Origin of the sequence: Streptomyces sp. NPDC088097 (genome assembly GCF_044741845.1) — a bacterium.
In the GTDB taxonomy this organism is placed as follows: Bacteria; Actinomycetota; Actinomycetes; order Streptomycetales; family Streptomycetaceae; genus Streptomyces.
In genome coordinates this window covers 134,172-161,130 of sequence record NZ_JBIUTJ010000002.1, presented here as the reverse complement: position 1 = coordinate 161,130, position 26,959 = coordinate 134,172, and the positions used below count along the sequence as shown (strand labels likewise).

The 26,959-nt window shown below is 72.4% G+C and carries 24 protein-coding genes; 9 read left to right on the top strand and 15 right to left on the bottom strand.

Annotated elements, in window-relative coordinates:
• Positions 1 to 128: 128 nt before the first annotated feature.
• Genes ACIOD1_RS06790 through ACIOD1_RS06780 form a run of 3 tightly spaced genes read right to left on the bottom strand, consistent with a single transcriptional unit; the run spans position 129 to position 3,624 of the window.
• On the bottom strand, positions 129 to 869 hold the full coding sequence (locus ACIOD1_RS06790) for a succinate dehydrogenase/fumarate reductase iron-sulfur subunit (protein ID WP_401900690.1): 741 nt from the start codon (positions 867 to 869) through the stop codon (positions 129 to 131).
• Positions 866 to 2,917, bottom strand: coding sequence for a fumarate reductase/succinate dehydrogenase flavoprotein subunit (locus ACIOD1_RS06785; RefSeq protein WP_401900688.1), 2,052 nt, complete (start codon positions 2,915 to 2,917; stop codon positions 866 to 868). The genes ACIOD1_RS06790 and ACIOD1_RS06785 overlap by 4 nt, the downstream gene beginning before the upstream one ends.
• Positions 2,918 to 2,919: 2 nt before the next feature.
• On the bottom strand, positions 2,920 to 3,624 hold the full coding sequence (locus tag ACIOD1_RS06780; protein ID WP_365619627.1) for a succinate dehydrogenase cytochrome b subunit: 705 nt from the start codon (positions 3,622 to 3,624) through the stop codon (positions 2,920 to 2,922).
• 94 nt (positions 3,625 to 3,718) lie between these two features.
• Here ACIOD1_RS06780 and ACIOD1_RS06775 point away from each other — a divergent pair, with 94 nt between their 5' ends.
• Complete coding sequence (locus ACIOD1_RS06775) at positions 3,719 to 4,597, top strand: LysR family transcriptional regulator (protein ID WP_401900686.1); 879 nt, start codon at positions 3,719 to 3,721, stop codon at positions 4,595 to 4,597.
• A gap of 65 nt (positions 4,598 to 4,662) precedes the next feature.
• Here ACIOD1_RS06775 and ACIOD1_RS06770 read toward each other — a convergent pair whose 3' ends face one another.
• A complete protein-coding gene (locus ACIOD1_RS06770; protein ID WP_365619633.1) occupies positions 4,663 to 5,307 on the bottom strand; it encodes a TetR family transcriptional regulator in 645 nt (214 codons plus the stop codon).
• Positions 5,308 to 5,413: 106 nt separating this feature from the next.
• On the opposite strand from ACIOD1_RS06770, the gene ACIOD1_RS06765 reads away from it, so the two are divergent.
• Positions 5,414 to 6,538, top strand: coding sequence for an FAD-dependent monooxygenase (locus ACIOD1_RS06765; RefSeq protein WP_401900684.1), 1,125 nt, complete (start codon positions 5,414 to 5,416; stop codon positions 6,536 to 6,538).
• Positions 6,539 to 6,641: 103 nt separating this feature from the next.
• Here the strand turns inward: ACIOD1_RS06765 and ACIOD1_RS06760 are convergent, their stop codons facing one another.
• Together ACIOD1_RS06760 and ACIOD1_RS06755 are read right to left on the bottom strand one after the other, a co-directional pair.
• Positions 6,642 to 8,819, bottom strand: coding sequence for an EAL domain-containing protein (locus ACIOD1_RS06760; protein WP_365620031.1), 2,178 nt, complete (start codon positions 8,817 to 8,819; stop codon positions 6,642 to 6,644).
• Between the two features lie 158 nt (positions 8,820 to 8,977).
• A complete protein-coding gene (locus ACIOD1_RS06755; RefSeq protein ID WP_365619638.1) occupies positions 8,978 to 9,808 on the bottom strand; it encodes an SAM-dependent methyltransferase in 831 nt (276 codons plus the stop codon).
• 913 nt (positions 9,809 to 10,721) lie between these two features.
• Here ACIOD1_RS06755 and ACIOD1_RS06750 point away from each other — a divergent pair.
• The 3 genes from ACIOD1_RS06750 to ACIOD1_RS06740 all read left to right on the top strand — a co-directional run bounded on the left by ACIOD1_RS06750 (position 10,722) and on the right by ACIOD1_RS06740 (position 12,563).
• Positions 10,722 to 10,847, top strand: coding sequence for a hypothetical protein (locus ACIOD1_RS06750; RefSeq protein ID WP_401900681.1), 126 nt, complete (start codon positions 10,722 to 10,724; stop codon positions 10,845 to 10,847).
• A gap of 53 nt (positions 10,848 to 10,900) precedes the next feature.
• Positions 10,901 to 11,671 (top strand): hypothetical protein, encoded by a 771-nt coding sequence (locus ACIOD1_RS06745; protein WP_365619644.1) that lies wholly within the window; start codon positions 10,901 to 10,903, stop codon positions 11,669 to 11,671.
• A gap of 181 nt (positions 11,672 to 11,852) precedes the next feature.
• Complete coding sequence (locus tag ACIOD1_RS06740) at positions 11,853 to 12,563, top strand: hypothetical protein (protein WP_401900679.1); 711 nt, start codon at positions 11,853 to 11,855, stop codon at positions 12,561 to 12,563.
• 86 nt (positions 12,564 to 12,649) lie between these two features.
• Here ACIOD1_RS06740 and ACIOD1_RS06735 read toward each other — a convergent pair whose 3' ends face one another.
• Positions 12,650 to 13,150, bottom strand: coding sequence for a hypothetical protein (locus tag ACIOD1_RS06735; protein WP_365619650.1), 501 nt, complete (start codon positions 13,148 to 13,150; stop codon positions 12,650 to 12,652).
• A 351-nt stretch (positions 13,151 to 13,501) separates the two neighbouring features.
• Here ACIOD1_RS06735 and ACIOD1_RS06730 point away from each other — a divergent pair, with 351 nt between their 5' ends.
• A complete protein-coding gene (locus ACIOD1_RS06730; protein WP_365619653.1) occupies positions 13,502 to 14,170 on the top strand; it encodes a class F sortase in 669 nt (222 codons plus the stop codon).
• Between the two features lie 122 nt (positions 14,171 to 14,292).
• Here the strand turns inward: ACIOD1_RS06730 and ACIOD1_RS06725 are convergent, their stop codons facing one another.
• The 3 genes from ACIOD1_RS06725 to lysX all read right to left on the bottom strand — a co-directional run bounded on the left by ACIOD1_RS06725 (position 14,293) and on the right by lysX (position 19,250).
• Positions 14,293 to 14,865, bottom strand: a complete 573-nt coding sequence (locus ACIOD1_RS06725; RefSeq protein WP_401900677.1) for a hypothetical protein — start codon at positions 14,863 to 14,865, stop codon at positions 14,293 to 14,295.
• A gap of 97 nt (positions 14,866 to 14,962) precedes the next feature.
• Positions 14,963 to 15,865, bottom strand: a complete 903-nt coding sequence (locus ACIOD1_RS06720) for a polysaccharide deacetylase family protein (RefSeq protein ID WP_401900675.1) — start codon at positions 15,863 to 15,865, stop codon at positions 14,963 to 14,965.
• A gap of 82 nt (positions 15,866 to 15,947) precedes the next feature.
• Positions 15,948 to 19,250: a bifunctional lysylphosphatidylglycerol synthetase/lysine--tRNA ligase LysX gene (gene lysX / locus ACIOD1_RS06715; RefSeq protein ID WP_401900673.1), complete on the bottom strand. Its 3,303-nt coding sequence runs from the start codon at positions 19,248 to 19,250 to the stop codon at positions 15,948 to 15,950.
• Positions 19,251 to 19,310: 60 nt separating this feature from the next.
• On the opposite strand from lysX, the gene ACIOD1_RS06710 reads away from it, so the two are divergent.
• Entirely contained in the window at positions 19,311 to 19,772 is a 462-nt protein-coding gene (locus ACIOD1_RS06710; protein WP_365619665.1) for a universal stress protein, read from the top strand.
• Positions 19,773 to 19,814: 42 nt separating this feature from the next.
• Here the strand turns inward: ACIOD1_RS06710 and ACIOD1_RS06705 are convergent, their stop codons facing one another.
• Complete coding sequence (locus ACIOD1_RS06705) at positions 19,815 to 20,489, bottom strand: hypothetical protein (protein ID WP_365619667.1); 675 nt, start codon at positions 20,487 to 20,489, stop codon at positions 19,815 to 19,817.
• Between the two features lie 236 nt (positions 20,490 to 20,725).
• Positions 20,726 to 21,922 (bottom strand): CapA family protein, encoded by a 1,197-nt coding sequence (locus ACIOD1_RS06700; protein WP_365619670.1) that lies wholly within the window; start codon positions 21,920 to 21,922, stop codon positions 20,726 to 20,728.
• Positions 21,923 to 22,216: 294 nt separating this feature from the next.
• On the opposite strand from ACIOD1_RS06700, the gene ACIOD1_RS06695 reads away from it, so the two are divergent.
• The gene (locus tag ACIOD1_RS06695) at positions 22,217 to 22,750 is read left to right on the top strand and encodes a sigma-70 family RNA polymerase sigma factor (RefSeq protein ID WP_401900670.1); all 534 of its coding nucleotides are present in this window, start codon (positions 22,217 to 22,219) and stop codon (positions 22,748 to 22,750) included.
• Positions 22,751 to 23,009: 259 nt separating this feature from the next.
• On the top strand, positions 23,010 to 23,474 hold the full coding sequence (locus ACIOD1_RS06690) for a hypothetical protein (protein WP_365620034.1): 465 nt from the start codon (positions 23,010 to 23,012) through the stop codon (positions 23,472 to 23,474).
• Between the two features lie 44 nt (positions 23,475 to 23,518).
• Here the strand turns inward: ACIOD1_RS06690 and ACIOD1_RS06685 are convergent, their stop codons facing one another.
• The 3 genes from ACIOD1_RS06685 to ACIOD1_RS06675 all read right to left on the bottom strand — a co-directional run bounded on the left by ACIOD1_RS06685 (position 23,519) and on the right by ACIOD1_RS06675 (position 26,954).
• Positions 23,519 to 23,929 carry a hypothetical protein gene (locus tag ACIOD1_RS06685; protein WP_365619676.1) on the bottom strand — a complete coding sequence of 137 codons (411 nt, stop codon included), beginning with the start codon at positions 23,927 to 23,929 and terminating at the stop codon, positions 23,519 to 23,521.
• A 26-nt stretch (positions 23,930 to 23,955) separates the two neighbouring features.
• Entirely contained in the window at positions 23,956 to 24,816 is an 861-nt protein-coding gene (locus ACIOD1_RS06680) for a DNA-formamidopyrimidine glycosylase family protein (RefSeq protein ID WP_365619679.1), read from the bottom strand.
• Positions 24,817 to 24,887: 71 nt separating this feature from the next.
• Positions 24,888 to 26,954, bottom strand: coding sequence for a SpoIIE family protein phosphatase (locus ACIOD1_RS06675; protein WP_365620037.1), 2,067 nt, complete (start codon positions 26,952 to 26,954; stop codon positions 24,888 to 24,890).
• Positions 26,955 to 26,959 lie beyond the last annotated feature (5 nt).

The following is a 26,959-nucleotide window of genomic DNA, read 5'->3' as shown; positions in this document are numbered from 1 at the left end:
GGCACGGGGTACGGCCCGTACGAGCGCCCGGTCGGCGGATCGGGTCAGCCGATCGGCCCACGCGGTGGGGCCGCGCGGGCGCCCGTACGGTGGTTCGGGAGGGTGACGGTGGCGGTGACGGTGACGGGTCAGCGCTTGCGGACCGCCCGCAGCCACTCCTTGTTCATCGCCGCGATGGACGGCAGCGGGATGCCCTTGGGGCAGGCCGTGGCGCATTCGCCGGTCAGGGTGCAGCCGCCGAAGCCCTCGTCGTCCATCCGGGCCACCATGTCGAGGACGCGCGTCTCGCGTTCGGGCGACCCCTGCGGGAGCACGTTGAGGTGGTTGACCTTGGCGGAGGTGAACAGCATCGCGGAGCCGTTGGGGCAGGCCGCCACGCACGCCCCGCAGCCGATGCACTCGGCGTGCTCGAAGGCGAAGTCGGCGTCGGGCTTGGGGACGGCGGTGGCATGGGCCTCGGGCGCGGCGCCGGTGGGGGCGGTGATGTAGCCGCCGGCCTGGATGATGCGGTCGAAGGCGCCGCGGTCGACGACGAGGTCCTTGACCACGGGGAAGGCCGAGGCCCGCCAGGGTTCGACGTCGATGGTGTCGCCGTCGTCGAAGGACCGCATGTGGAGCTGACAGGTGGTGGTCCGCTCGGGTCCGTGGGCGTCGCCGTCGATGACGAGGCTGCACGCGCCGCAGATGCCCTCGCGGCAGTCGTGGTCGAAGGCGACCGGGTCGTCGCCGCGCAGGATGAGGTCCTCGTTGAGGGTGTCGAGCATCTCCAGGAAGGACATGTCCTTCGAGATGCCGTCGACCTGGTAGGAGGCCATGGCGCCGGGGGCGTCGGCGTTCTGCTGGCGCCAGACGCGCAGGGTGAGCTTCATGCGTAGCTCCGCTGGGTGGGGTGGACGTACTCGAAGACGAGGTCTTCCTTGTGCAGGACGGGGGCGGCTCCGGTGCCCTGGTACTCCCAGGCGGCCACGTAGGCGAACTCCTCGTCGCGGCGGGCGGCTTCGCCGTCGGGGGTCTGGGACTCCTGGCGGAAGTGGCCGCCGCAGGACTCGGCGCGATGGAGGGCGTCGAGACACATCAGCTCGGCGAGTTCGAGGTAATCGACGATGCGGTTGGCCTTCTCCAGGGACTGGTTGAACTCCTCGCCGCGGCCGGGAACCTTGATCCGCGTCCAGAACTCCTCGCGGATCTCGGGGATGCGGGCGAGGGCCTTGCGCAGCCCCTCCTCGGTGCGGGCCATCCCGCAGTACTCCCACATGAGTTCGCCGATCTCGCGGTGGAAGGAGTCCGGAGTGCGGTCGCCGTCGACGGCGAGCAGCTTGGCGAGGCAGTCGCGGACCTCGCGCACGGCGGCCGCCGCCTCGGGGTGGCTGTCGTCGATCGCGTCGTGGTGGGGGTGGCGGGCGAGGTAGTCGTTGATGGTGGCGGGCAGGACGAAGTAGCCGTCCCCGAGGCCCTGCATGAGCGCGGAGGCGCCGAGGCGGTTGGCCCCGTGGTCGGAGAAGTTGGCCTCGCCGATCGCGAACAGGCCGGGGACCGTGGTCTGGAGGTCGTAGTCCACCCACAGTCCGCCCATCGTGTAGTGGACGGCCGGGTAGATCCGCATGGGGACCTCGTAGGGGTTCTCCGCGGTGATCCGCTCGTACATCTCGAAGAGGTTGCCGTACTGCTCGGCGACCTTGTCCTTGCCCATGCGGCGGATGGCGTCGGCGAAGTCGAGGTAGACGCCCTGGCCGCCGGGACCGACGCCGCGACCCTCGTCGCAGACGTTCTTCGCGGCGCGGGAGGCGATGTCGCGGGGGACGAGGTTGCCGAAGGAGGGGTAGATCCGCTCCAGGTAGTAGTCGCGTTCCTCTTCGGGGATCTGCGCGGCGGGGCGGGTGTCGCCGTGGGCCTTGGGGACCCAGATCCGGCCGTCGTTGCGCAGGGACTCGCTCATCAGGGTGAGCTTGGACTGGTGCTCGCCGGTGCGCGGGATGCAGGTGGGGTGGATCTGGGTGAAGCAGGGGTTCGCGAAGTGCGCGCCGCGCCGGTGTGCGCGCCAGACGGCGGTCGCGTTGGAGTTCATCGCGTTGGTGGAGAGGTAGAAGACGTTGCCGTAGCCGCCGCTGGCCAGGACCACCGCGTCCGCGTAGTGGGTGGAGACCTCGCCGGTGACGAGGTCGCGGGCGACGATGCCGCGCGCCACTCCGTCGACGGTGATCAGGTCGAGCATCTCGGTGCGGGCGTGCATCTCGACGTTGCCGGCGGCGATCTGCCGGGACAGCGCCTGGTAGGCGCCGAGCAGGAGCTGCTGGCCGGTCTGGCCGCGGGCGTAGAAGGTGCGGGAGACCTGGACGCCGCCGAAGGAACGGGTGTCGAGGAGACCGCCGTACTCGCGGGCGAAGGGGACGCCCTGGGCCACGCACTGGTCGATGATCTCCACGGAGATCTGGGCGAGGCGGTGGACGTTGGACTCGCGGGCGCGGAAGTCGCCGCCCTTGACGGTGTCGTAGAAGAGGCGGTGCACGGAGTCGCCGTCGTTGCGGTAGTTCTTGGCGGCGTTGATGCCGCCCTGCGCGGCGATGGAGTGGGCGCGGCGAGGGGAGTCCGAGAAGCAGAACTGGACGACGTGGTAGCCCTGCTCGGCGAGGGTCGCTCCGGCCGCGCCGCCCGCGAGGCCGGTGCCGACGACGATGACGCGGTGCTTGCGGCGGTTGGCCGGGTTGACGAGCTTGGCCTCGAAGCGGCGCCGGTCCCAGCGCTCGGCGATGGGGCCTTCGGGGGCCTTGGCGTCGACGATCGGTTCGCCGGTGGTGTAGTCGGCGTAGGCCGGGGTCTCGGGGGTCTCGGGGTGCTCGGGGTGCTCTGTGTACTCGATGTGCGCGGTGTACTGGGTGTGTTCGGTGTAGTGGGTGTGTTCGGTGTGTTCGGTGTGCATGATCAGCTCACCACTCCGGTCATGACGGCGACGGGGACGGACACGAAGCCCGCGAAGAGGACGAGGGCGAGGGCGTTGGCCAGGAACTTCAGCGTCCGCTCGCGCCGGGCGCTGCCGGCGCCGAGGGTCTGGGCGGCGCTCCAGAAGCCGTGACGCACGTGCAGGCCGAGGGCCGCCATGGCCACGAGGTAGATCGTGTTCCCGTACCAGGTGGAGAAGGTCGCGAGGACGTTCTCGTACGGGTGGCCGGCCCAGGCGCGCTCGTTGACGGTGAGCGTGGTGAGGTCGAGGAGGTGCCAGACGATGAAGAGGGCCAGGATGATCCCGCCCCAGCGCATGGTGCGGGTGGCGTAGCTCGCACGGCGGCGCTTGTGGGCGTACTTCACCGGGCGCGCCTTGATGTCGCGCCGGCTGAGCTGGTAGGCGCAGACGGCATGGGCGACGACGGACGCGACGAGGGCCAGCCGGACGATCCACAGGGCCCACTCGTGGTGCAGGAAGGGCGAGCCGAGGGTGCGCAGCCAGTGGGCGTAGCCGTTGAACTCGTCCGCCCCGAAGAAGATCTTGAGGTTGCCGAGCATGTGCACGACGAGGTAGCCGAGCATGATCAGGCCGGAGACGGCCATCACGGACTTCTTGCCGACGGTGGAGTCCCAGAGCGTGCGCGAGGTGGACGGCCGTCGATCCGTCCGCGTTGCCAGAGCCATGGATCGACCGTAGGGACCAAAGTCCCGAAAGGTCCAAGACATGGTGGAGCTGATCGCGATAGCCCCTGCCTATCGACGTGCCTAGACTGGGGTCATGCAGTTCCAGCAGCTCGTCTACTTCGTGGCCGTCGCCGAGACCCGGCACTTCACGCGCGCCGCGGAACGCGAGCACGTGGCGCAGCCCTCGCTCTCCCAGCAGATCAAGGCCTTGGAGCGGGAACTGGGCGCCGAGCTGTTCAGCCGGGTGCGGGGGAACATCACCCTCACGGACGCGGGCGAGGCGTTGCTGCCGCTGGCGAGGCGGATCCTGGCCGACGCCGACACCGCCCGCCTCGAAGTGCAGGAGCTGGCGCAACTGCGGCGGGGGCGGATCCGACTGGGGGCCACACCGAGCGTCTGCACGGGCATGCTGCCGGCGGTGCTGCGCGCCTTCCACACCGCACACCCGGGGATCGAGCTGCTGATCGAGGAGAGCGGCTCGTTGGACCTGGTGCGCGAACTCGCGCGCGGTGCGCTGGACCTCGCCCTGATCGCACTGCCGCTCCCTCCGTCGGCGCCCGCACTGACCACGGTGGAGTTGTTGACGGAGGACCTGGTGGTGGTCTCGGCGGCCACCCTGCCGCCGCCGGCGGGCGGTGGGGAGCTGACCCTCGCGGATCTGCGCGAGGAGCCGATGGTGATGTTCCGGCACGGCTACGACCTGCGGGACCTGACGGTGGGGGCCTGCCGGGCGGCGGGCTTCGAGCCGGTGTTCACCATCGAGGGCGGGGAGATGGACGCCGTACTGGGCTTCGTGCGGGCGGGACTCGGCATCGCGGTGGTCCCGGCGATGGTCGTGGACAACGGCGGACCCGGCCTGCGCGCGACCCGCCTCGCGGGGTCCCCGCTGCGCCGCACGATCGCCTTGGCCCACCGCACGGACGTGGCTCCCCCGCGCGCGGCCCGCGAACTGATGCGCGTCCTCGTCGGCTGACGTCGCGTCCTCGTCGGCTGACGCCCCCGGGGCCGGGGCCAACCACTCCCCGTCGGGCCGGGCGCTCAGGCCCCGCGTATGGGGAGGGCGGTGTCGAGCCCGCCGGCCAGCATCCCGAAGGCTTCGTCCGCGTCGGTCACGGCCCCCGCATAGACCTCGTCGGCGCTCCGGCCGGCAGCGATGCGGCGCCAGTTGCGCCGGCCCAGCTCCTGTCGGACCGTCACCAGGTGCAGCGCCGCGAGCCGGGCGGCGAGCGGGTGCACGGCCTCCTCCTCCAGCACCGCGGCGAGGAGCTCGACCTCGCGGGCCGTGTAGTGGGTGAGTCTGCTCTCCAGACTGCTAGTCGAGTAGAGCAACCCCATGAAGGCCAGCACGTTCGGGTGGTCGCAGAGCCCGGTGATCGGGTCCCGCTCGGCGAGACCCACCAGGAAGCGCTCGTGGACCGCGCGCTGGGGGGTGAGACCGGGATCCCGGTCGCGCACGATGCGCGCGGCCTCGTCCTGGTGGTCGGCGAACCGGTCCAGGACCAGGTCCTCCTTGCTCGGGAAGTAGCGGAACAGGGTGGGTTTCGACACCTCGGCCGCGGCCGCCACATCGGCCACGGACACGGCGTCGAAGCCCCGTTCCAGGAAGAGTTCCAGCGCCGTGGCCGCCAGCTGGCGACGCGTACGCAATTTCTTGCTCTCGCGCAGTCCCGTCGTGTTCTCCATGACGCACAGCGTAGCACAAAATCTTGACTTGGTTAATTTTGTAACTGGGTTGCTTTTTCTTCGCCGAAGCGCTTTCCTTGGGGCAACGACGAAGTGAGGACATCCGATGACCGACGTACTGATCGCGGGCTCCGGCCCCACCGGACTCACCCTGGCCATCGAACTGGCCCTGCGAGGCATCTCCGTTCGGATCCTCGACCGGCGCACCGGACCCCACCACGAGTCCCGGGGCAAAGGCCTCAACACGAGCAGCCTGGAGGTCTTCGACCGCCTCGGCGTGGCCGAGCGGATCCACGCCCGCGGCACCCGGGGCCTGGTCCTGCGCAAGTACTACGACGGCGCTCACATCAACGACAGCCCCTCCGGGGACGGCGTCCTGATCGGCCAGTGGCAGACCGAGGAGATCCTCCGCGACCGCCTCGCCGATCTGGGGGTCCGGGTCGAATACGGGACGGAGATCGTCGGCATCGACCAGTCCGACGACGGGGTCACCGCACGCCTGGCCGACGGGAGCGCGGTCCGGGCCGGCTTCCTCGCGGGGTGCGACGGGGGCGGCAGCACGACCCGCAAGAGCCTCGGGATCCCCTTCGAGGGGTACACCGACGACACGCAGATGATGGTGATCGGCGATGTGACGGCCCCGGGGCTGAGCCGGGACCGCTGGCACCAGTGGTTCACCTCCGACGGCGGGGGCGTGATGCTCTGCCCGATACCCGGGACGGACAGCTTCCAGTTCCAGGGCTCACCGGAGGTGGACGAGCACGGCGAACCACTGCCGCCCTCCCTGGAGAGCTTCCAGCACCTCTTCGACCGGCACGCCGGCACGGACGGCATACGGCTGGCCGAGCCGACCTGGCTCTCGGTCTGGCGGGTCAACGTCCGGATGGCCCCCCGGCTGCGGGAGGGCAGGGTCTTCCTCGCCGGGGACGCGGCCCACGTCCACCCGATAGCCGGCGGGCTGGGCATGAACACCGGCGTCCTGGACGCCGTCGCCTTGGGGCGGACCTTGGCCTCCGCCCTGACCGGCGAGGGCGGTCGGGAAGGCCGGCGCGGTGGGGGCGGCGCGCACGGCGAGGGCCGCCGGGACGCTCTCGACGGCTACGAGGCCGAGCGTCTTCCCGCAGCCGCGGCCGTATTGGCCGACACCGCCGAGCGGTACACGCGGGTCATCGCCGCGGTGCGCGAGCCCGGGCGCGGCACGGAGGCGGGCATGGAGACGGCCATGGACTGACCCCAACCGCCCGACAGCCCAGCCCTCCCGGCAGCCGTCCCACTCAGCCGCCCACCCGCCCGACAGCCCTCGGGGCCACCTCCCAGTCGGCCGGCCCGCCGGGTCAGGGGGTGGGTGTGGGGACCGCGTCCGCGAGGGTGAGGGTGTGGATACGGTCCGGGGAACCGGGGCGGGCGTAGTACCAGCCCTGGGCGGTGTCGCAGCCGAGGGCGCGCAGCTGGGCCGCCTGGACGCCGGTCTCCACGCCCTCGACCGTGACGGCCAGTTCGAGGCTGTGGGCCAGGGCGACGATGCCCTCCACGATCTTGACGTCGACGGGGTTGGCGGGCTGTTGCTGCATCCCCTGGGTGAAGGAGCGGTCCAGTTTCAGCACGCTCACCGGAAGGCGGCGCAGATTGGCGAGGTTCGAGTAGCCGGTGCCGAAGTCGTCGAGGGCGATGTCCACGCCGAGGGCGGCGAGCCGGCGCAGCGGTTCGAGGAGTTCGTCGTCGGCGCCGATCAGGGCCGACTCCGTGACCTCCAGGCACAGGGACCCGGGGGCCAGGCCGGAGGACTCCAGGACGCGTACGGTGTCGGCCACCAGGCCGGGGTGGTGGAGCTGGGTCGGCGAGAGGTTCACGTTGACCCGCAGGGCGGCCCCGCCGTGTTCGAGCTGCCAGCTGCGGGCCTGACGTACGGACTCCTCCAGGACCCAGCGGCCGAGCGGCACGATCAGGCCGGTCCGTTCGGCGAGCGGGATGAAGCGGTCCGGGCCCAAGACCCCGTACTGCGGGTGCGACCAGCGGACCAGGGCCTCCGCGCCGTGGACGCTGCCGTCGTGGAGGTGCACCAGCGGCTGGTACTCGATGAAGAACTCGCCGCGCTCCAGCGCCGCCGGCAGGGCGTTGGTCAGGCCGTGCCGGGTGATGGCGCGGGCGTCGGCCTCGGCGTCGGCGAACTCGAAGCGGTTGCCGCCCGCCGCCTTGGCCCGGTACATGGTGATGTCGGCGCTGCGCAGCACCTCGGCCGCGGTGCGTTCGCCCGCACGGCCCTCGACGATGCCGATGCTGCCGCGCACGGTCAGCTCCCGACCTTCGATCCGGATCGGGGTCGACAGCGCGGACAGGATGCGCAGCGCCAGGTCCGTCACCTTCTCCGCGGTGTCGCCGGCGGCGCTGCCGGCGCCCGGTCCCGTGGTCAGGGCCACGAACTCGTCGCCGCCCAGGCGTGCGACCACCTCTCCCGGTCCGGTGGCGCAGCTCTGGAGCCGGTCGGCGACCTCCACCAGCAGCCGGTCCCCCGCCGAGTGGCCGAGACTGTCGTTGACCGCCTTGAAGCCGTCGAGGTCGAGGTAGCACAGGCCGAAGCGGCTGTCGGCCGGGCCGCCGAGGGCCTTCTCCAGCCGCTCGAAGAACAGGGTCCGGTTGGGCAGGCCGGTCAGCGCGTCGTGGGTGGCCTCGTAGCGCAGGCGCAGGTTGAGCAGCCGGCGTTCGGTGGTGTCCTCCATCAGGGCGAGCTGGTACTGCGGGGCGCCTTCGGCGTCGCGCAGCAGGGACACCGTCAGGTTGGTCCAGAGAACCGTTCCGTCGTGCCGGTAGTAGGGCTTCTCCACCCGGTAGTGCTCGCGCTCGCCGCGCACCAGTTCCCCGTACATCCGCCAGACGTGCGGGGTGTCGTCGGGGTGGCCCCACTCGCTGACGTTGCGGTCGCGGACGTGCCCTTCGAGGCCGCCGAACATCTGGAGCAGCGCGTCGTTGGCCTCCAGGACGTTGCCGTCGAGGTCGGCGATGCCGATGCCGATCGCAGCGCCCTCGAAGACGGCGCGGAAGCGTGCTTCGCTGGCGTGGAGGGCCTGTTGGGCGTCGCTGCGGGCGGTCAGCGCGGAACGGGCGATGGCCTCCTGCTCCGTGAGGGTCCGCTCGCGCAGGGCCCGGGCGAAGCCGGCCGCGATGCCGTGCTGGAGGCGGGCGCAGCGGGAGCGGTACTCCTCGGTGCCCTCGGTCCCGGATCCGTCCGGGCCGCAGTACAGGACGAGGTAGGACTCGACCACGCCGAGGGTCCCGGCGAGGGCCTCGGGGTCGGTGCAGTGCACGGCGACGAGTTCCTCGCCGACCCGCTGGCCGACGCCCGCGTCGAAGGGGCGGGCGTGCAGGGCCTCGGCGAGGGTGCGGGTCAGCGGCAGGAGGTGCCGCTCGAACTCGGGGCGGGTCAGGGAGGTGGCCGTCACCGGGAAGATGGCGCGGCCCCAGATCGTGGCGAAGCGGGCGATCCGGTCTTCCAGGCCGCTGCGCAGCTCGCGCAGGGGCGCCGACGCCCCCTCGGGGGCGGGCCGCCGCTCCGACGCCGCCGAGCCGCGCGGGGGCAGGGCCACCCCGGCGTGCGCGGGGTCGACCGGGACGCGGGCGGCCGGGACGCCGGCGGGTGCCCGGCTCGCCGGTGGCGGGGTCGGAGCGGGAAGTCTCACGGCTTGCGCCCCACGCCGCCGAAGCCGGAGAAGGCGTACGGGTCCTCGGGGGCCTCGCCGTCCGCGAGCGGTCCGCCGCGGTCCGGGCGCCAGTCGGGCATGGAGACGAGGCCCGGCTCCAGCAGCTCGAACCCGTCGAAGAAGCGGGTGACCTGTTCGTGGCCGCGCATGACGAGGGGGTTGCGGATGTCCCGGTAGACGCCGACGGTCCCGCCGGCGACCTCGGCGGTGACCGGGATCCCCTCGTAGGACGCGTGCGTGAGGATGAGCATGCTTCCCGGCGCCAGCGCCTCGCGCAGGGTGGCGACGGCGGCGTAGGGCTCGTCGGTGTCCTCCAGGAAGTGGAGGACGGCCACCAGCAACAGGGCCACCGGCCGCTTGAGGTCCAGCAGTCGGGCGACCTCGGGGGCGGCCAGGATGTCCTGCGGCTTGCGCAGGTCGGCGGCGACCACTCCGGCGCGGTCGTTGCCGGCGAGCACGGCCTGGCTGTGCGCTACGGCCACCGGGTCGTGGTCGACGTAGACCACGCGGGCCTCGGGGCTCGCGGCGTGGGCGACCTCGTGGACGTTGCCGAAGGTCGGGATGCCGGAGCCGATGTCGAGGAACTGGGTCACGCCCTCGTCGACGGCGTGCCGGACCGCGCGCCGCATGAATGCCCGGTTGGCCTGCATGATCTTCGGCAGTCCCGGGATGAATTCCATGGCGCGACGGGCGGCCTGCCGGTCGACCTCGAAATTGTGGGAGCCGCCGAGGTAGTAATCGTAGATGCGGGACACGCTCGGCACCGATATGTCGATACCTGCCGGGGCCCAGGCGGGGCGCTCCATAGGGGTCTCCAAAGTGTCGTCGTCGATGTCGTCGCGCGGTCATCGCACCCGGTCCGTCCAGCGGGCGGGACGGGGCTCGGACGCCTGTCCGAGCCGAATGTACTGATCATTGCCCAACGGAGCGAGCGAAAGCGGAAATTGGCGGTCCGTTCTTGGTCACACACCAAAGGTGGACACGCTCTCAACACGAGTGGCTAAGAAACCGACAAATACCATTTGGGATTCGCCAGGTTACCGATCAGTTCTGATCTCCGCCTGGCTCAAACCTATACGGTCCCACCTCCACCCGTTCAGGCGAACCAACCCTGGGCCCCGCGTGCGCGGGCGCGCGTGGCCCCATGATCCCGGGGTGAACAGAGCCTGTGCCAGGCGCCTGCTGGCGGTCCCGGTCCTGCTGTGGGCGGCGCTGTCCGTCACGCCGGCCGTGGCCGATAGCCGCGCTTACGCGACGATCGACGCCGACGACGGCAGCGGCGCCCTCATCGCGTTCGCGACCGCCGGAACCTCCTTCGCGGGAGCTTCCTCGGGTGGCGGACATCACGGTGGCGGCCATGAAGACGGCCATGAAAACGGCCACGGCAACGGGCACGACCACGGCGGCCACCACGGCGGAGGGCACCACTGCCCGCCGCCGCCTCCCCCGCCGTGCCCGCCGAAGCCGACCCCGACGCCCACCCCCACCCCGCCCCCGAAACCGACCCCCACGCCCACACCCACGCCCACCCCGAAACCGACTCCCCCGCCGAAGCCGACCCCGCCGCCCGCGCCGACGCCTCCCGCGCCCCGGCCCGCGGTGAAGCCCCCCGCGCCGGCTCCGCCCGCGCCCCCGGTCCGCGAAGCGCCCGCTCCGCCCCCGCCCGCGCCGGAGCCGCCGACCCCGGCGCCGACCCCGCCGCCGGCCCCGAAGAAGCCGGTGGCCCGCCCCTCTTACCACTCCACCGCCCGCAAGCCGGTCGAGCACCACATCTCGCCCGTCACCTTCACCCTCATGACCGCCGCCCCCGCCGTGCTCGCGATCGTCGCGCTGCGCCCGCGGTAGGCCCGCCCCGGACCGGGGGCCCACCCCGAACCGCCCTTCGATTGGGAGTCATCTTGTCGGAATGGCTCGTCCTGTCCCTCGCGATGGCCGCGGCCTGCGCCGTGGTCCTCACCATCGCCTTCTTCAACCACCGCAGGATCGGCGAGGACGACGATCCGAACGAAACCCCGGACGTCATCGAGTACATGACGATGATGATCGGAGTGATCTACGCCATCGTGCTGGGCCTGGCCATCGCGGGCGTCTGGGAGGGCCGCGGCGCCGCCCAGGAGTACGTGCGCCAGGAGTCCCAGGCCCTGCACGAGATCAGCGTGCGCTCCGAGGTCTATCCCGTCGAGGTCCGCAAGAAGATCCGCTCCGACGTGGACGCCTACGTGACGTACGTGGTCGACACGGAGTGGAAGTCGATGGCCGACCACGGCACCCTGACGGACCGCAGCGGGGAACTGCTGGAACGCGTCCGCCGTGACGTCACCGACTACGAACCGCGGACCGACCACGAGGGCCAGGCCTACCAGCCGCTCGTGGACCAGGTGGGCGTCGTGGACGACGCCCGCAACGCACGGGGCCAGAGCGCCGGGGCCACCATGCCCGGAGTCGTCTGGTTCGGCCTGATCGCCGGAGCCCTGGTGACGGTGGGTCTGATCTTCACCCTGCAGATCCGCCGCTCCTTCCGCGAGCTGCTCCTCGCGGGTCTGTTCAGCGCCCTGATCGCCTTCCTGCTGTTCCTGATCTGGGACTTCGACGCCCCCTTCGGCCGGGGGGTGGCCGCCACCGCCGAGCCCTTCTTCGCCCAGTTCCCGCACCTGGGGCTGGAGAAGTAGCCGTCCGTCGGCAAACCGGGGGCGGAGGTCCGTCCCCGGTTCGGCCTACGCGCGTGCCCCATTCGCACGCTCCTGATCGCGGGTCACCACCGGCGCACCTAGCGTGGCGGACATCGAGGTGCACGACCCTCCACGTGCGGAATCCCGCGCGGGTGCTCCTCGGGGATCCGGAGAACCGACCATGGGTGCGATACGCAGCTCCGCCACCGCCCTGCTGAGCGTCGGCGCCACGGGCGTCGTAGTCGCGCTCGGCGCTTTCGGCGTGCCCGCCGCACTCGCGGCCGAGGCGGCCCCCATCACTTCCTTCGGCTTCGCCATCACCCCCTCCACGGTCGCCCCCGGCGGCCAGACGGTGCTCTCCGTCAGCGGCTGCGGTTCCGCCTTCGCCAGCGCCTCCTCCGGGGTCTTCGACACCGTGAGCATCGCGCGGGGAAAGACGGCCCGGGTCACGGTCGACCGTGACGCCCGGCGCGGAGCCCAGTACTCCGTCTCCTTCACCTGCAACGGGGAGACCGGCTCCGCCGACCTCACGATCACCGGCGGTACGACGCGGCCCACCACCAGCTCCACCAACGGCCCGCGCACCACCCCGCCCGCCACACCCCGTACCACCGCGCCCCGCACCACCGCGCCCGGCATCACCCCGCCCCGCGCCACTCGCGTGCCCACCCCGCCGCGCACCACCGCACCCCGTGTGACCACCGTGCCCACCCCGCCGCGCACCACGGTCGGCGCCTCGCGGGGCGCGACCCTCGGCGTACGGGGCGGACTCGGCGGCAGCGTGGCCGGGATGGACCCGCTGGAGATCGGCGCGGGCGCCGCCCTGGTGCTCGGCGGCGCCGGTGCGACCGCGTACGCGGTGCGTCGTCGGGGCTCGACCCGCAGCCACTGATCCGAGGCGACGGCCGCAACGACCACCGCCGGTCGCCTCCGATCCCGGGCGGGATCCGAGGCGACCGGCGGTGGGCCGGCGGTGGGTCAGATCCGGCCGGCGAGCGGCCGACGGCGGCGCATGACGTGCACGCCGGCCCCGAGTGCCGCGGTGCCGACGAGCCCGGCCCCGATGGCGGTCTCGACGGTGGACGGGCCGAACGAGCCGCCGATGCCGCCCTGAGCACCGTTGCCCGGCAGGATCGTGAAGCGGTGGGTGGCGACCAGGCTGTTGTCGTGGCACTTGACCGACAGCGTCTGGTGGCCGGGCGAGGCGTGGTTGAAGATCCGGACGGTCGCGAAGCCGATGGAGCCGGCGGACAGGTTCGTCTGCGGAAAGTTGCCGTGCGACCAGACGGTGCCGCCGTTGCGGCAGCCCGCCGCACTGACCTGCATCGAGGCGCCCTGGTGGACGGAGTACGGGTTGACCGTGACGTTGCTGGGCCCGTTCCCTCCACCCTGTGGGGGGTTCGCGGTGGCGAACGAGGCACTGAGCCCGATCGCGGCGCAAGCGGCCGCGGTCACGGTGAGAGCGCGGAAAACACGCATGGTGGAACCTCCAGCGGGAAACGCCCCGGAGCGGTGGCCCGGGCAGATCGACGAGAACGTCTCCCATCACGAACCCTCGGGGTGGTGCGCGGCGGGCGCATTTCCGCCTTTGGGCCGCACGGGGAGCGACACGCCGAAGCGCGAGCCGATGATCTGACGGATCCGCAGGTCACGAGCCGTCAGACATTTATGTGACGATTACCTGGATGGGCGCACCCCTTCCGGACGCACCACCCGTTCGCCCCTCCCCGATCGCCTACCGACGTGCACACCCTTAGCGTGCGTGAAGAAGGGCGTACCGGGGTGGGACTGGAACGCGGGTCGGGACCCCCGCGTTCGGAAGGGAGAGCCATGACCGAGGACGAGTACGAGCAGCCACGCAGGAGGAGGTACTCCCCCTGGGGCCCACTCGCGCTGGTGCTGCTCAGCGGCCTCGCCATGATGCGCAACGGGGCGAACCTGGAGGACGGGCCGCCGCAACCCACCGCCGCCGCGGCGGTCGCGGTACGGGCGGACCAGCTGCCGGCGAACCCGCCCACGCCGCCGCCGGACATGGAGGTGCTGGAGCACTCGTCGGTGCAGCGCATCCGGATTCCGACGATCAACGTGGACGCGCCGGTGATGACGGTGGGCCTGGACGCGCAGGGCTGGATCGACGCCCCGCCGCCGCAGGACCGCAACCTGGCGGGTTGGTACCTCAACGGCATCTCGCCCGGTCAGCAGGGCTCGGCGGTGATCGTCGGCCACGTGGACAACGCGCAGGGGCCGGCGGTCTTCTACGGCCTCGGCTCGATCAAGCCGGGCAACCACATCGAGGTCGAGCGGTACGACGGGCGCACGGCCGTGTTCGAGGTGTACGGCGTGGAGGTGTTCTCCAAGGACGCCTTCCCCGGCGCCCGGGTGTACGGGGACACCGGGCACGCGGAACTCCGGGTGATCACCTGCGGCGGCGGCTACTCGAAGGCGAAGGGCTACGACGGCAACGTGGTGGTCTTCGCCCGGATGGTCCAGTCCCGCTGAGGAAACGTTCCGCCGCGCGTCTCCCCCCGCCGCGCGTCTCCCCCGCCCCGCACCCTCCCGCCCCTCACGGCCGGAGGGTGCGGGGCGTACGGGGCGTACGGGGCGTACGGGGCGAGCACCCCTCAGGGCCCCACGGGCCGCCCCTGCCCCGGGGCCCGGACCTCGGACGCCGGGGTCTCCTGCCGCACCCCGAGGTCCAGGCGCATGACGTACCTCATGGAGCGAAGCAGGCCCCAGATCGCGTACTGGGCCCGCGCCGCGCCCTCCGGGGTCTCTCCCGGTTCGGGCTCACCTCGTTCGAGGCGCTTGACGGTGCCGTAGACCGCGCTCAGCGCCAGGTTGACGGCGCTCGCCCGGTCCAGCACCGCGTCGGGCAGGATCATCTGCGCCTCGGAGTAGCGGTCGCGGTGCGCGGCCTTCGCCCCGTCGAGCGCGTCACGGTCCGCGTCCTCGACCGCGCGTTCCCGCATGACGTGCAGGTGCCGTCCCAAGGCCGTGGTGAACTGCCGTGCCTCGCGGTTGAGTTCCACGCAGCTGGTCCGCCGCAGGGTGTGTTCCTCGCGGACCTCCTCCTGGGTCCGCGCGAGTTCCATCTCCCGCCGGCGCGCGCGCTCCGCCGTCCGTTGGGTCAACAGGGACCCGCCCAGGGTTCCCGCGACACCCGCCACCGCGATGATCACCGCACTGAGATCCACCGACGCACTCCGTGTGCTCCTGCGGCCGCGCGCCCCACCGCGCCCGGCCCCCCGCCACCAGTGTGCCGTCCGGGCGGGAGAGCCGGGGAAGGGGGGCTCAGCGGGGTGGCAGCACCGGGAGGGTCATCTTGTAGCCCCGCGCCAGGAGTTGGGGCAGGTACGTGGCCACGGCCTGGACGCTCTGCGAGCGGTTCCCGCCGGCGTCGTGGTTCAGCACGATCGCCCCGGGGGCGGCGCCGTCCAGCGCCCTGGAGACGATGGCCCCGGTCCCGGGCTCCTTCCAGTCGAGGGTGTCGACCGTCCAGGCCATCGGCTCCATCCCCAGGTCGGCGCCGATCTCGAAGGCGGCCCGGTTCCATGCCCCGTAGGGGGCGCGGAACCACACCGGCGCCTCCCCCACGCTCTGTCGCACGACGTCGCTGGTGCGCCCGATCTCCGATGCGAGGGCGCCCCGGTTCAGGCTCGGGATCAGCGGGTGGGTCCAGGTGTGGTTGCCGATGACGTGTCCCTCGTCGACCATCCGGCGCAGCAGGTCGCGGTTGTCGGTGGCCATCTCCCCGCAGACGAAGAACATCGCGCGGACCCCGTACCGGGCGAGGGTGTCGAGGATGGCCGGGGTGTAGCGGGGGTCCGGGCCGTCGTCGAAGGTGAGCACCATGGCCCCGGTGGCACCGAGCCCGCCGCCGGCGGCGTCGGGGGGCAGTTGCAGGATGGGCCGGGTCCGTACGGCGGGCTTCACGGCCGGCGGCCGGGCGGGCGCCTCTGCGGTCATGGGCCGCAGCCGGTAGGACTTCTCGGGGAGCGCCCCGGCCCGTACGCCCGGTGCGCCGAGGGCGCCCACGGATCCCGAGCCCGGCCCGGCGCCCGGCCCGGTCGCCGCGCCGGGGACCGGGCTGCCGGTCTCGCCTCCCGAAAGGAGGGCTGAGGCGCCGGCGATTCCGAGGAAGACGGCGGTACGCAGGAGCACGCGTCGCCCTACTGTCTGCTCGTCATTTGTCATTATTACTACGTATCAACGACATCGCCGAAGTGGGCGGGGGGCGCGGTCGTGCCCCGCTCCCCTCACCCGCTCGGACCACCGATCAGCCGCGGCGCACCAGCGGGAACGGCAGCGTCTCGCGGATCGTCAGACCGGTGAGGAACATGACCAGCCGGTCGACGCCGATGCCGAGGCCGCCGGTCGGGGGCATGGCGTATTCGAGGGCGTCGAGGAAGTCGTTGTCGAGTTCCATCGCCTCGGGGTCGCCGCCCGCCGCGAGGAGGGACTGCTCGGTGAGGCGGCGGCGCTGCTCGACGGGGTCCGTCAGTTCCGAGTAGGCCGTGCCCAGTTCGGTGCCGAAGGCCACCAGGTCCCAGCGTTCGGCCAACCGCGGGTCCCTGCGGTGCTGGCGGGTCAGCGGGGAGACGTCGGTGGGGAAGTCCTTGTAGAAGGTGGGGAGCGTGGTCCGTTCCTCCACCAGCCGCTCGTACATCTCCAGGACCACGTCGCCGCGGGTGTTCTCCGGTCGGTGCGGTACGTCCGCGCCGTCGCACAGGCGGCGCAGCACGTGCTCCTCGGTATCGGCGTCGACCTCTTCGCCCAGGGCCTCGCTGATGGCCCCGTACATCGTCTTGACCGGCCAGGTCCCCGAGATGTCGTGGGCGACGAGCTTCCCGTCGGGCCCCGCTTTGAGGGCGATCGGCGAGCCGTTGGCGGCGGTGGCGGCGCTCTGGATCAGTTCGCGGGCGAGGTCGAGCATCACGTCGTAGTCTGCGAAGGCCTGGTAGGCCTCCAGCATCGTGAACTCGGGGTTGTGCTTGTAGGAGACGCCCTCGTTGCGGAAGGTGCGGCCCATCTCGAACACCTTCTCCATACCGCCGACGCACAGCCGCTTGAGGTACAGCTCGGGTGCGATCCGCAGGTAGAGGTCCAGGTCGTAGGCGTTGATGTGGGTGCGGAAGGGCCGAGCGTTGGCTCCGCCGTGGATCTGCTGGAGCATCGGGGTCTCGACCTCCAGGTATCCCCGGTCCAGGAGGTTCTGGCGCAGGGCCTGCACGGCGTGGGAGCGGGAGCGTACGACGTCCCGCGCGGCGGGGCTCGCGACCAGGTCGAGGTAACGCCGCCGAACCTTGGCCTCGGGGTCGGCGAGGCCCTTGCGCTTGTCGGGCAGCGGGCGCAGGCACTTGCCGGTGAGCTGCCAGGACGTGACCACCACCGAGAGCGCGCCGGCGCGGCTGGAGCCGACCTCGCCGGTGGCCACGACGTGGTCCCCGAAGTCGACCTGGGAGGTGAAGGCGTCCATGACCTCGGGTCCGGCCTCGTCCCGGGTGAGCATCAGCTGCGTGTCGCCGGTCCAGTCCCGCAGGACGGCGAAGACCACCCCGCCGAGGTCGCGCACGACCATCACCCGCCCGGCGAGGGTCACCTCCTCGCCGGTGCGGGCGGCGGGCGGGTAGCCGGGGTGGGCTGCCTTCAGCTCGGCGACGGTGTGGGTGCGCTGCCGGATCCCGACCGGGTAGGGGTCGGTGCCCGCGGCCCGGATCCGGTCCAGCTTGGCGTGGCGCACCCGGACCTGCTCGGGCAGCCGCTCCTCGGTCGTCGCCCCGTCGCCCTCCCCGACGAGGTCCAGCCCGAGGGAGTCGATGGAGGGCAGCGCGGAGGTGTTGGCGGGAGCCGTCAGCCCCCTGGGGTGGCCCTTGCCCCACAGGGTGCGCAGGCTCGGCACGGAGACGAAGCCCTCGGCGATGCCGGAGGCGAGGCTGACCCGGGCGAGGGAGCCGGCGTCCTGGTAGCAGAGGAAGCGCGGGTACCACTCGGGCCCGTACTTCACGTTGGAGCGGTACAGGGCCTCCAACTGCCACCAGCGCGAGAAGAAGAGCAGCAGCTTGCGCCACAGCTTCAGGACGGGGCCGGCGCCGATGCGGCCACCCTCCTCGAAGGCGGAGCGGAAGACGGCGAAGTTGAGGGAGATCCTGCGCACGCCCAGTCCGGGGGCGGCGGCGCACAGCTCGGCCACCATGAACTCCATGACCCCGTTGGGCGCGGCGCGGTCGCGGCGCATCAGGTCCAGGGAGATGCCGTCGCGGCCCCAGGGCACGAAGGACAGCAGGGCGATCAGCTCGCCCTCGGAGTCGAAGGCCTCCACCAGCAGGCAGTCCCCGTCCTCGCGGTCGCCGAGCCGGTCCAGGGCCATGGAGAAGCCCCGTTCGGTCTCGGTGTCGCGCCATTTGTCGGCACTGTCGACGATGGTCTGCATCTCGTCCTCGGAGAGGGCCGAGTGGCGGCGGATCAGGGTGGTGGCGCCGGTGCGCCGGACCCGGTTGACGGCCTGGCGGGTGACGCGCATCTCGCGGCCGTCGAGGTCGAAGTGGGCGACCTGGAGGATGGCCTCGTCGCCGAGCTGGAGGGCGCCGAGCCCGGAGCGGGCGTACGCGGTCGCCCCGTCCTCGGAGGCGCCCATCACGGCGGGCTGCCAGCCGTAGCGGCGGGCCACGGCCAGCCAGGCGTCGACGGCGGGGGTCCAGGCGGCCGGGTCGCCGACCGGGTCGCCGCTGGCGAGGCAGACCCCGGCCTCGACCCGGTAGGTCACCGCGGCCTTGCCGTTCGGGGCGAAGACGACGGCCTTGTCGCGGCGGGTGGCGAAGTAGCCGAGGGAGTCGTTGCGTCCGTAGGCGCCGAGCAGGGCGCGCAGCCGCGGTTCCTCGTCCCCGTGCAGGGCGGCCGTCAGGCGCTGGGAACGGAAGAGGGTGGCGGCGGCGTTCAGCAGGGCGAGGGCGCCGAAGAGGCCCAGCAGGAAGTACAGCGGGCGGGGCGGGCGGCCGTCGAACTGTCGGGCGGAGAAGAGTCCGCCGAAGACCTGCTTGGCCGCCCAGTCGAGCCACTGACCCTTGGGCAGGGTTCCGGGGAACAGCGCGACCAGGCCCCAGCCGAGCAGCACCGCGCCCAGCAGTCCGAGGCCGAGCACGAGCATGGCCCGCCAGACGGCGCCGGTGCGGGAGGCGGCGTAGAACTCCTGGCGGCCGGCGATCAGGACGACGAACGCGGCCACCGCGATGGCCATCGAGGGTCCGCCGATCCAGAGGTCCCCGTCGGCGATGATCAGGACGTCGACGAGCACGAGCAGGGCCAGGTAGGTGATGACGATCCACCAGGCGATCTTCTTGCGGGCGCCGAGGGCGGCGGCCAGCAGGAAGAGGAACACGGCGTACGCCAGGTTCTCGCTGACCGGCACCACGAAGGCGTCGAGGAACCGCACGACGGGCCGCAGCAGTCTGCGCAGCGCCGGGGAGAGCGCCAGCAGCGCGCACAGCAGACCGAGCGTTCCGAAGAACGCCCCGAAGGCGTCGGGGACGCGGTTCAGGAAGCGGTTGCGGGTTCCTCGGGTCTCCGTCGGCGTGGCACTCATGCTTGGCACTGTAGGGAGGGGGGCGTCGGTCCGCGCGGCGAGCCGGATAGCCTCGGGAGCGTGACAGAGCACGTGAACACGGGATTCGAGCGCGGCACGGACGGCCCGAAGGTCATTGTCTCCGGCATTGACGGGTCGGATTCGTCCCTGCGCGCGGCCGCCTACGCGGCCGGACTGGCGCGCCGGCAGAACGCCCTCCTGGCGCTGGTGTACGTCCAGCCGGTGATGGCCGCCGGGGCCTCGATGGGGGTGCCCGTCGGGGACACCACCTCGGAGATCGCGGAGGGCATAGTGGCCGAGGTCCGCGCCTCCGCCGAACGCCTCAAGGGCATCTTCGAGGTGCGCTGGCAGTTCCACACCTTCCACGGAGACCCCTACGCGGGCCTCGTGAGCGCCGCCGACGAGCTGAAGGCCGACGCGGTGGTCGTCGGCGGCTCCGAGCAGGCCGGCCACCGGATCGTCGGCTCGGTGGCGGTGCGCCTGGTCAAGGCGGGCCGCTGGCCGGTGACGGTGGTGCCGTAGGCCTGCGGCACCACCGTCGAAGCGGCGCGGTGGGGCCTACGGTCAGGCCTTGTTCCAGACGGTGATCTGGAAGACGCCCTGAGGACTGATCACGCTGCCGCTCAGCTCCTTGACCCGCAGTCGCGCGACCCGGCCCTCGTTGGTGACGGCGCACAGCACCATGCCGGCCTTCAGTTCGATGGTCGCGGTGGTCGCCCGGGTGACGACGGCGGCGGCGCAGTCGGCGTACGTGGGCACCGCGCCCTCGGTCTCCCACACCAGGGCCTTGGTTCCGCGCTGGGGGCTCAGCTGCGGGCCGGCGAGGTCGTAGAGGGAGAAGTCGTTGTGCGCGTTGGTCGGCGAGGTCACGGGCGGCGAGGAGTCGAGGTCCCGGTCCTCCGCGTAGGCGAGGACCAGCGGGCCCTCCCAGCGGAGGGTGCCGCCGGCCTGCGCGGCGGGGGCGGTGGGGGCCGAGGGCTGCGCGGCGGTAGCGGGTGCCTGAGCGGCGCCGGACGCGTTCGGGGCGCCCGCGGCCTTCGTGGCGGGGTCGGCGGGCGCGAGGGGCCCGTTCGCCGTCGACGGCTGCTTCGCGGCCTGGTCGGGCGCCATCAGCCAGACCCCGGCCAGGGTGACCACGGCGGCCAGCATCGTCGCCCCGGCTCCGATCCACGCCCCGCGGTGGGAGGTTCCGCTCCCGCCGGCCGGCTGCGCGGGGGCCGTGAGGGGGTAGGGCGGCATCTGGACACCGGAGGGCGGTACCTGTGCGCCGACCGGCGGCGTCCGCCAGTCGGCCGGGGGCACCGGTCCGCCGGGGGGCACCGGCCCGCCGGCCGGTGGAATCCGTCCGCCGGCGGGTGGTATCTGCCAGTCCTGGCCGTGTTGTTGGTCGCTCACCGTTGCTCGTCCCCCGTTTTGGATCTTTCCAGAGACCGGTAGGTTAACCGGCCGGCCGGCGAGATCCGAAAGCGGTGGTTTCAACGGCCCATCGTCAGACCGTCCTTCGCCGCGTCGCGGCTCAGGACGGCTTCGGAGACGGCCTCTTGGGCGGTCTCGTACGTGTCGTTGCCCGGGTGTTGTGCGAGGGCGGCCGGGAGGTTGACGACCTTGCCCGCGTCGAGGTCCATCATCTGCGGGACGAACTCGGCCTTGGCGACCTTCCAGCGCTGCCCGGGCGCCGCCGGCGGGGCGAAGGTGAAGCGGGCGATGGAGCCGTAGTTGCCGCGCATGTCCCGCGCGCCCGAGTGGTCGAACATCTCGCCCGCCACCTGGTCGCCCATCCCGTAGACGATCCACGTGCCGTTGACCTTCTCGTAGGCCTGCGGAATGTGCGCGTGGGTGCCGAGGATCATGTCGACGTCGGGGCGGCCGTCCGTCCGCGACGCGGTGAGCTCCTTGCCGAGGGCGAGCTGCGTCTCGTCCGGTTCCGTCTGCCACTCCGTGCCCCAGTGCAGGCTGACCAGCACCACGTCCGCGCCGGCCTTGCGCGCGGCCCGCGCGTCGGCGAGGACGCGCTCCCGGCGGGTGACGTTGACCGCCCAGGGCTGTCCGTCCGGCATCGGGTAGCCGTTGGTGTCGTAGGTGTAGGCGAGGTGGGCGACCTTGGCGGAGCCCGCCTTGTAGAGGGTGGTCCTGGCCGCCTCCGCGGCGGTGCGCGCCGTGCCGGCGTGGCCGAGGCCCACCTTGTCGAAGCGGTCGAGGGTGCGTTTGATCCCGTCGGCGCCGTCGTCGAGGGAGTGGTTCGAGGCGGTGGAGCAGCCGTCGTAGCCGGCGTCCTTCAGGGCGTCGGCGACCGAGGGCGGGGAGACGAAGGCGGGGTAGCCGCTGAACGGGCCGCCGTCCTCCCCGTAGGTCGTCTCCATGTGGCACAGGGCCAGATCGGCGGCCGAGACCACGGGTTTGACGGCGGAGAACATGGGGCGGAAGTCGTGGCCGTCCCCGTCCGCGTCGGCCGCCGCGCGCCGGATGACCGAGGTGTGGGGCAGTACGTCGCCGCTCGCGACCAGGGTGAAGCCCTTGGCGGCGGTCCCGGACGGGGACGCGGCCCCCGGGGCGCCCGCGCTGGGGCCGAGCCGGGCGGGCGCCCGCTCCCCGGAAGCGGAACAGCCCGCGGCGGCGGCCGGCAGGAGGACGGCGGAGAGCAGCGCGAGGGCGCGCACGGTGCGCTTGGTCATCTGTCCCGGCCTTCATTTGTACGACTGTCGGATGAAAGGCAATCCATAAGAGATGGGGAGTCAAGTCAAGGAACGCTGCCGCCCGCCCGCGCGGTCCCACTCCGATGGCCCACGGCCGTTCGCCGCGCCGTTCGACCGTTCACCGCCAGGCCGGGCCGCCCACCGGTCGACCCGGGTGCTTGGGCGCACCGGCGCCACCGGACGGTTCCCGGAGGGCTCCGTGCAGGTCAGGGTGAGGGTGTCCGCGCCCCAGACGAGACCCGAGGCCCCAGCGGAGCCCGGAAGGAGCCACTCGTGCCGTTCTCCCCCACCCTCCGGCGCACGGATCCCGAGGCCCTCGCCGAACTCCAGCGCGACCACGGGCGGGCGCTGTTCGGTTTCCTCCTCGGCCTGACCGCCGGGGACGCGCAGCGCGCCGAGGACCTCGTGCAGGAGACGCTCGTACGGGTCTGGCAACACCCGGAGGTGCTGTCGAGCGGCCACGAATCCATGCGACCCTGGCTGTTCACCGTGGCCCGCCGGCTCGCGATCGACGCCCGCCGGGCACGACTGTCACGGCCCCAGGAGGTCGATCCGGAGGGCTTGGAGCAGGCGCCGGCGGCCCAGGACGCGGTGTCGGGCTCGGTCACCGCGATCGACGTCCGCCGGGCCGTGGGCAGCCTCGGTCAGGAGCACCGCGACGTACTGCTGGAGGTCTACTTCCGCGACCGCTCGGTGGCCGAGGCGGCGGCCCGGCTCGGCATTCCGGCCGGAACGGTCAAGTCCCGTACCTACTACGCCCTGCGGGCGCTGCGCAAGGGCCTCGACGGGTACGGGCTGGGCGCCTGAGGCACACGCCCCTCGGCGCCCGCACCACAGGTTCCGGCCGGCGGCGAGGCACTCACGGATCGTCCCCCATGCGCAGGAATCGGACAGATAGCGCATCCAAATCGGCACCAGACCGTTCAAGTTGCGTAAACATGCCCCGCGAGCCGAGCCCGGCGGTGAAGGCTCGGGGTGACAGTGGGAAGCTCATCGCACGGGAGAAGGTGGAACGGTGCAGCCCGAGGGTTCGAACGGCACCAGTGACGGCGGACTGGCAGTGCCCATGGCATGGCTCTACGCGGAGTACATCGCCGACGAGCTGCTGCGCACGGGCCGGCTCATCCCGGCCAGCACACTGGAGTTCCGTGCCGGGCGGGACACGCTCGCTCTGACCATCTACCTCTCGGACGCGGCCGGTGAGCTCTCCGGGATCCGGGTGGTCTCCCAACTGGACGAGTGGCTGTCCCTGACGGCGTACGGGCACCCGTGGCGGGACTGGGTCCACACCCGCTTCCTCGCGCTCGGCGAGGAGGCCAGGGAGCGGGGCGACGACGAGGACCCGGACCTCGAACTGGCCCGGGCGGCCTGGCGCTGGCTCGACCACACCGAGCTGTTCGCCACCAACCTCGACCCCGCACGCCTCGAACTCCTCGACGCACCGGTCGGGTTGGACGAGAACGCCCGCGTCTGGACTCCGGCGTGGCAGCTCGGGCTGCCGTTGGGGCACCTGGCGATGCACCTGTTCTGACGCGGCGCGACGCGCCCCGCCGCTCCGGGCTCCGGGCTCCGGGCTCAGCGCGGGGGTGGCACGTGGCCCGGCGGGAGGTCCGCCGCTTCCGTGACCAGGCCGGTGAAATCGGCCTCGTTGCGTTCGGCGCGGGCCACGTACCGGCGGGCGATCAACCACATCGCGGGGTACGCCGCCACCCCGAGCGCGATCCAGACCAGCGGGCCCGAGGCCGCCCGGGGCAGCAGGAAGGCCAGCGGCAACAGGCCGAGCAGCAGCGCGAGGACGGCGAGCGCGCCCAGCCCGGCGCGGAGCTGACTGCGCATCAGCGCCCGTACGTACGTGGCGCCCAGGGTGGTCTGCTCGGAGATCTCCGAGCGGGCCGGGGTGTGCCCGGGCGGCCGCCTGCGGGCACCGCGCGGCACCCCGGTGACGGTCTCCCGCCGGGGCGGCGGCTGCTGGAGGGGGTCGGCCATGGTCGCGGAGTCTACGCAGGGCCCCGCTATTTGAGGAGGCGCGAAAGCCTGCGGTCCGCGAGGGGCTTGCCCCCGGTCTGGCAGGTGGGGCAGTACTGGAGCGAGGAGTCCGCGAAGGACACCGAACGGACGGTGTCCCCGCACACCGGGCACGGCTCGCCCGTCCGGCCGTGCACGCGCAGCCCGCTCTTCTTCTCGGCCTTGAGCTGCCGGGCGGCCACGCCGTGGGCCCGCTCGACGGCCTCGCCCAGGGTGTCCCGGACGGCTTCGTAGAGGTGGGTGATCTGCTCCTCGTCGAAGGAGGCCGCCAGCTTGAAGGGGGACACCTTCGCCTGGTGGAGGATCTCGTCGCTGTACGCGTTCCCGATGCCCGCGATGACGCCCTGGTCGCGCAGCACCCCCTTGATCTGCCGCCGTTCCCCCGCGAGCAGCGCCGCGAAGGCCTCCCGGTCGAAGTCGGCGCCGAGCGGGTCCGGGCCGAGCCGGGCGATGCCCGGCACCTCCGCCGGGTCACGCACCACGTACACGGCGAGGCGCTTTTGGGTGCCCGCCTCGGTGAGGTCGAAGCCGCCGTCGCCCTCCAGTACGAGCCGCAGCGCGAGCGGGCCCTTGCCGGGGCGGGGCGGCTGGGCGGGGAAGGTGTCGTGCCAGCGCAGCCAGCCGGCCCGGGCCAGGTGGGTGACGAGGTGGAGTTCGCCGATCGGCAGGGCCAGGAACTTCCCGAAGCGGGCCACGGGACCCACCGGGCCGCCTTCGAGGGCGGTGACGGGCGGGTCGTAGGTCTTGAGCACGCTGATGGCGAGCGGGACGACGCGCGCGACCACCCGCCCGGCGAGGTGTTCGTCGAGGAACACCCTCAGCGCCTCGACCTCCGGCAGCTCCGGCATCCTCCCAGGGTGGCGCCCCGTCGGCCGAAGCGCGAGCCGGGGAGGGTGAAGGAGAGCCGGCCGGGGGCGGGTCAGCCCATCACGAACTCGCACCAGACGCACTTGCCGCTGCCCCGGGACTCCACCCCCCAGACGTCCGCGAGCCGGTCCACCAGCATCAGGCCGCGCCCCGAGACCCCGGAGTCACCCGCCTCTCGGCGTCGGGGAAGGGCGCTGGAGCGGTCCTCGACCTCCACGCGGAGCCTGCGCTCGGGGCCGGTCAGCACGCGCAGGGTGACGATGGCCGGCCCGTCGGTGTGCATCAGGGCGTTCACGATCAGCTCGTCCGCGACGAGCTCGATCTCGTCGGCCCGACCGCGCGCACCCCAGGCGCGCACCGCCGCGCCGATCATGTGGCGGGCGGCGACGAGGGCCTCGGGGTCCCCGGGGGCGACGTGCTGCTGGAGCCGACCGCCGCCCTGCGGGGCCTGCGTCTCCTCGCGGCGCAGCAGGAGGAGGGCCATGTCGTCGTCGCCGCCCCGGTCGTCGACCACCTCGCACAGGCGGTCGGCGAGCGATTGGAGCTCTGCCGGTCCGCTGCGGATCAGGGCGGTGAGCAGGGCGATGCCGTCGTCGAGGTCGGCCCCGGGCTGTTCGACCAGCCCGTCGGTGCACAGCAGAAGCGTTTCCCCCGGATCGAGTTCGACGGTGGTCACCGGATACTCCAGGCGGCCGAACTCGGCCGACAGGCCCAGCGGCATGCCGCCCTCCGTGAGCACCCGCCGACAATCGCCGTCACGGGTGCGCAGCAGGGGGTCGAGGTGGCCCGCCCGCACCAGTTGGAGGACGCCGGTGGACAGGTCCGCCTCCACGTAGGTGCAGGTGGCGAAGCGGTCGGTGTCGAGTTCGTGGAGGAAGACGGAGGCCCGGGCGATCACGGTGGCCGGCGAGTGCCCTTCGGCGGCGTAGGCGCGCAGGACGATGCGCAGCTGACCCATCACGGCCGCCGCGTGGGTGTCGTGGCCCTGGACGTCCCCGATGACGGCGCCGACCCGGCCGCCGGGGAGCGGGATCACGTCGTACCAGTCGCCGCCGATGTCCTGGCCCATCCGGGCGGAGCGGTAGCGGACGGCGATCTGGGCCCCGGGCACGGCCGGGATGCGGCGGGGCAGCATGGCCTGCTGGAGGCCCTCGGCCAGGTCGTGTTCCTGTTCCAGCAGCATGGCCCGTTGGAGGCTCTGCGCGATGCTGCTGCCGAGGGCGACGAGGAGGTTGCGCTCCTCCTGGGTGAAGCCGTCCTTGTCCTGGTAGAGCAGGCCGATGGCGCCGATGGGGCGGGCCTGGGCGATCAGCGGCAGGTAGGCGGCGGAGGAGATCCGCATGGACGAGATCTTCGCCCAGAGGCCGGGGTAGTCGTGGGCGAACTCCTCGGCCGAGTCGAGGAAGCGGGGCTGGAGCGAGCGGACGACCTCGCTCATGGGGTACTGCTCGTCGATGCGCGTGTAGCGGGTGCCGGGGACGAAACTGCCGGCCGGGCCCTCGGCCACCAGGTGGATCCGGCCGGCTTCGACGAGGCCCATGACCATGCCCATCGAGCCGAGCCGTTCCAGACCGTGCGCGTCGCCGAGGGCGTCGATGACGTCCTTGACGGTGCGGGCGTGCGCGAGGGCGGCGGTGGTGCTCTCGACCACGGAGGTCTGCCGCCGCCGTTCCTCGTCCAGACCGAGCCGCTCGGCCGAGTGGCTCAGCTCCTCGGTGGCGTCCCGGACGATCCCGATGATTCGGTACGGGCGCCCGTCGTCCGGATCGCGCATGACGCGGCCCTGGGTGTGGGTCCAGCGCAGGTTGCCGTCACGGCAGCGGATCCGGAAGTAGGCGCCGTAGGTGTCGACGCCGCTCTTCAGTGCGGCGGAGACGAGGGCGTCGAGCCGGGTGGACTCGGCGGGCGGAACGCGCGGGGACAGGGACTCGGGGCGCCCGTCGTACTCCTCCGGGGTGGTGTCGAAGACGTCGAGGGCCGCCGCGTCCAGGTGCATGAGCCCGGTGACCAGGTCCCAGTCGAAACTGCCCATCCGGTTCAGCGAGAGCGACCGGTTCGGATGTGCGGGCCAGTCGTCCGGAAGCGATGTGGTGCTCGGCACCGGTCCACCATGACACAGCGGCG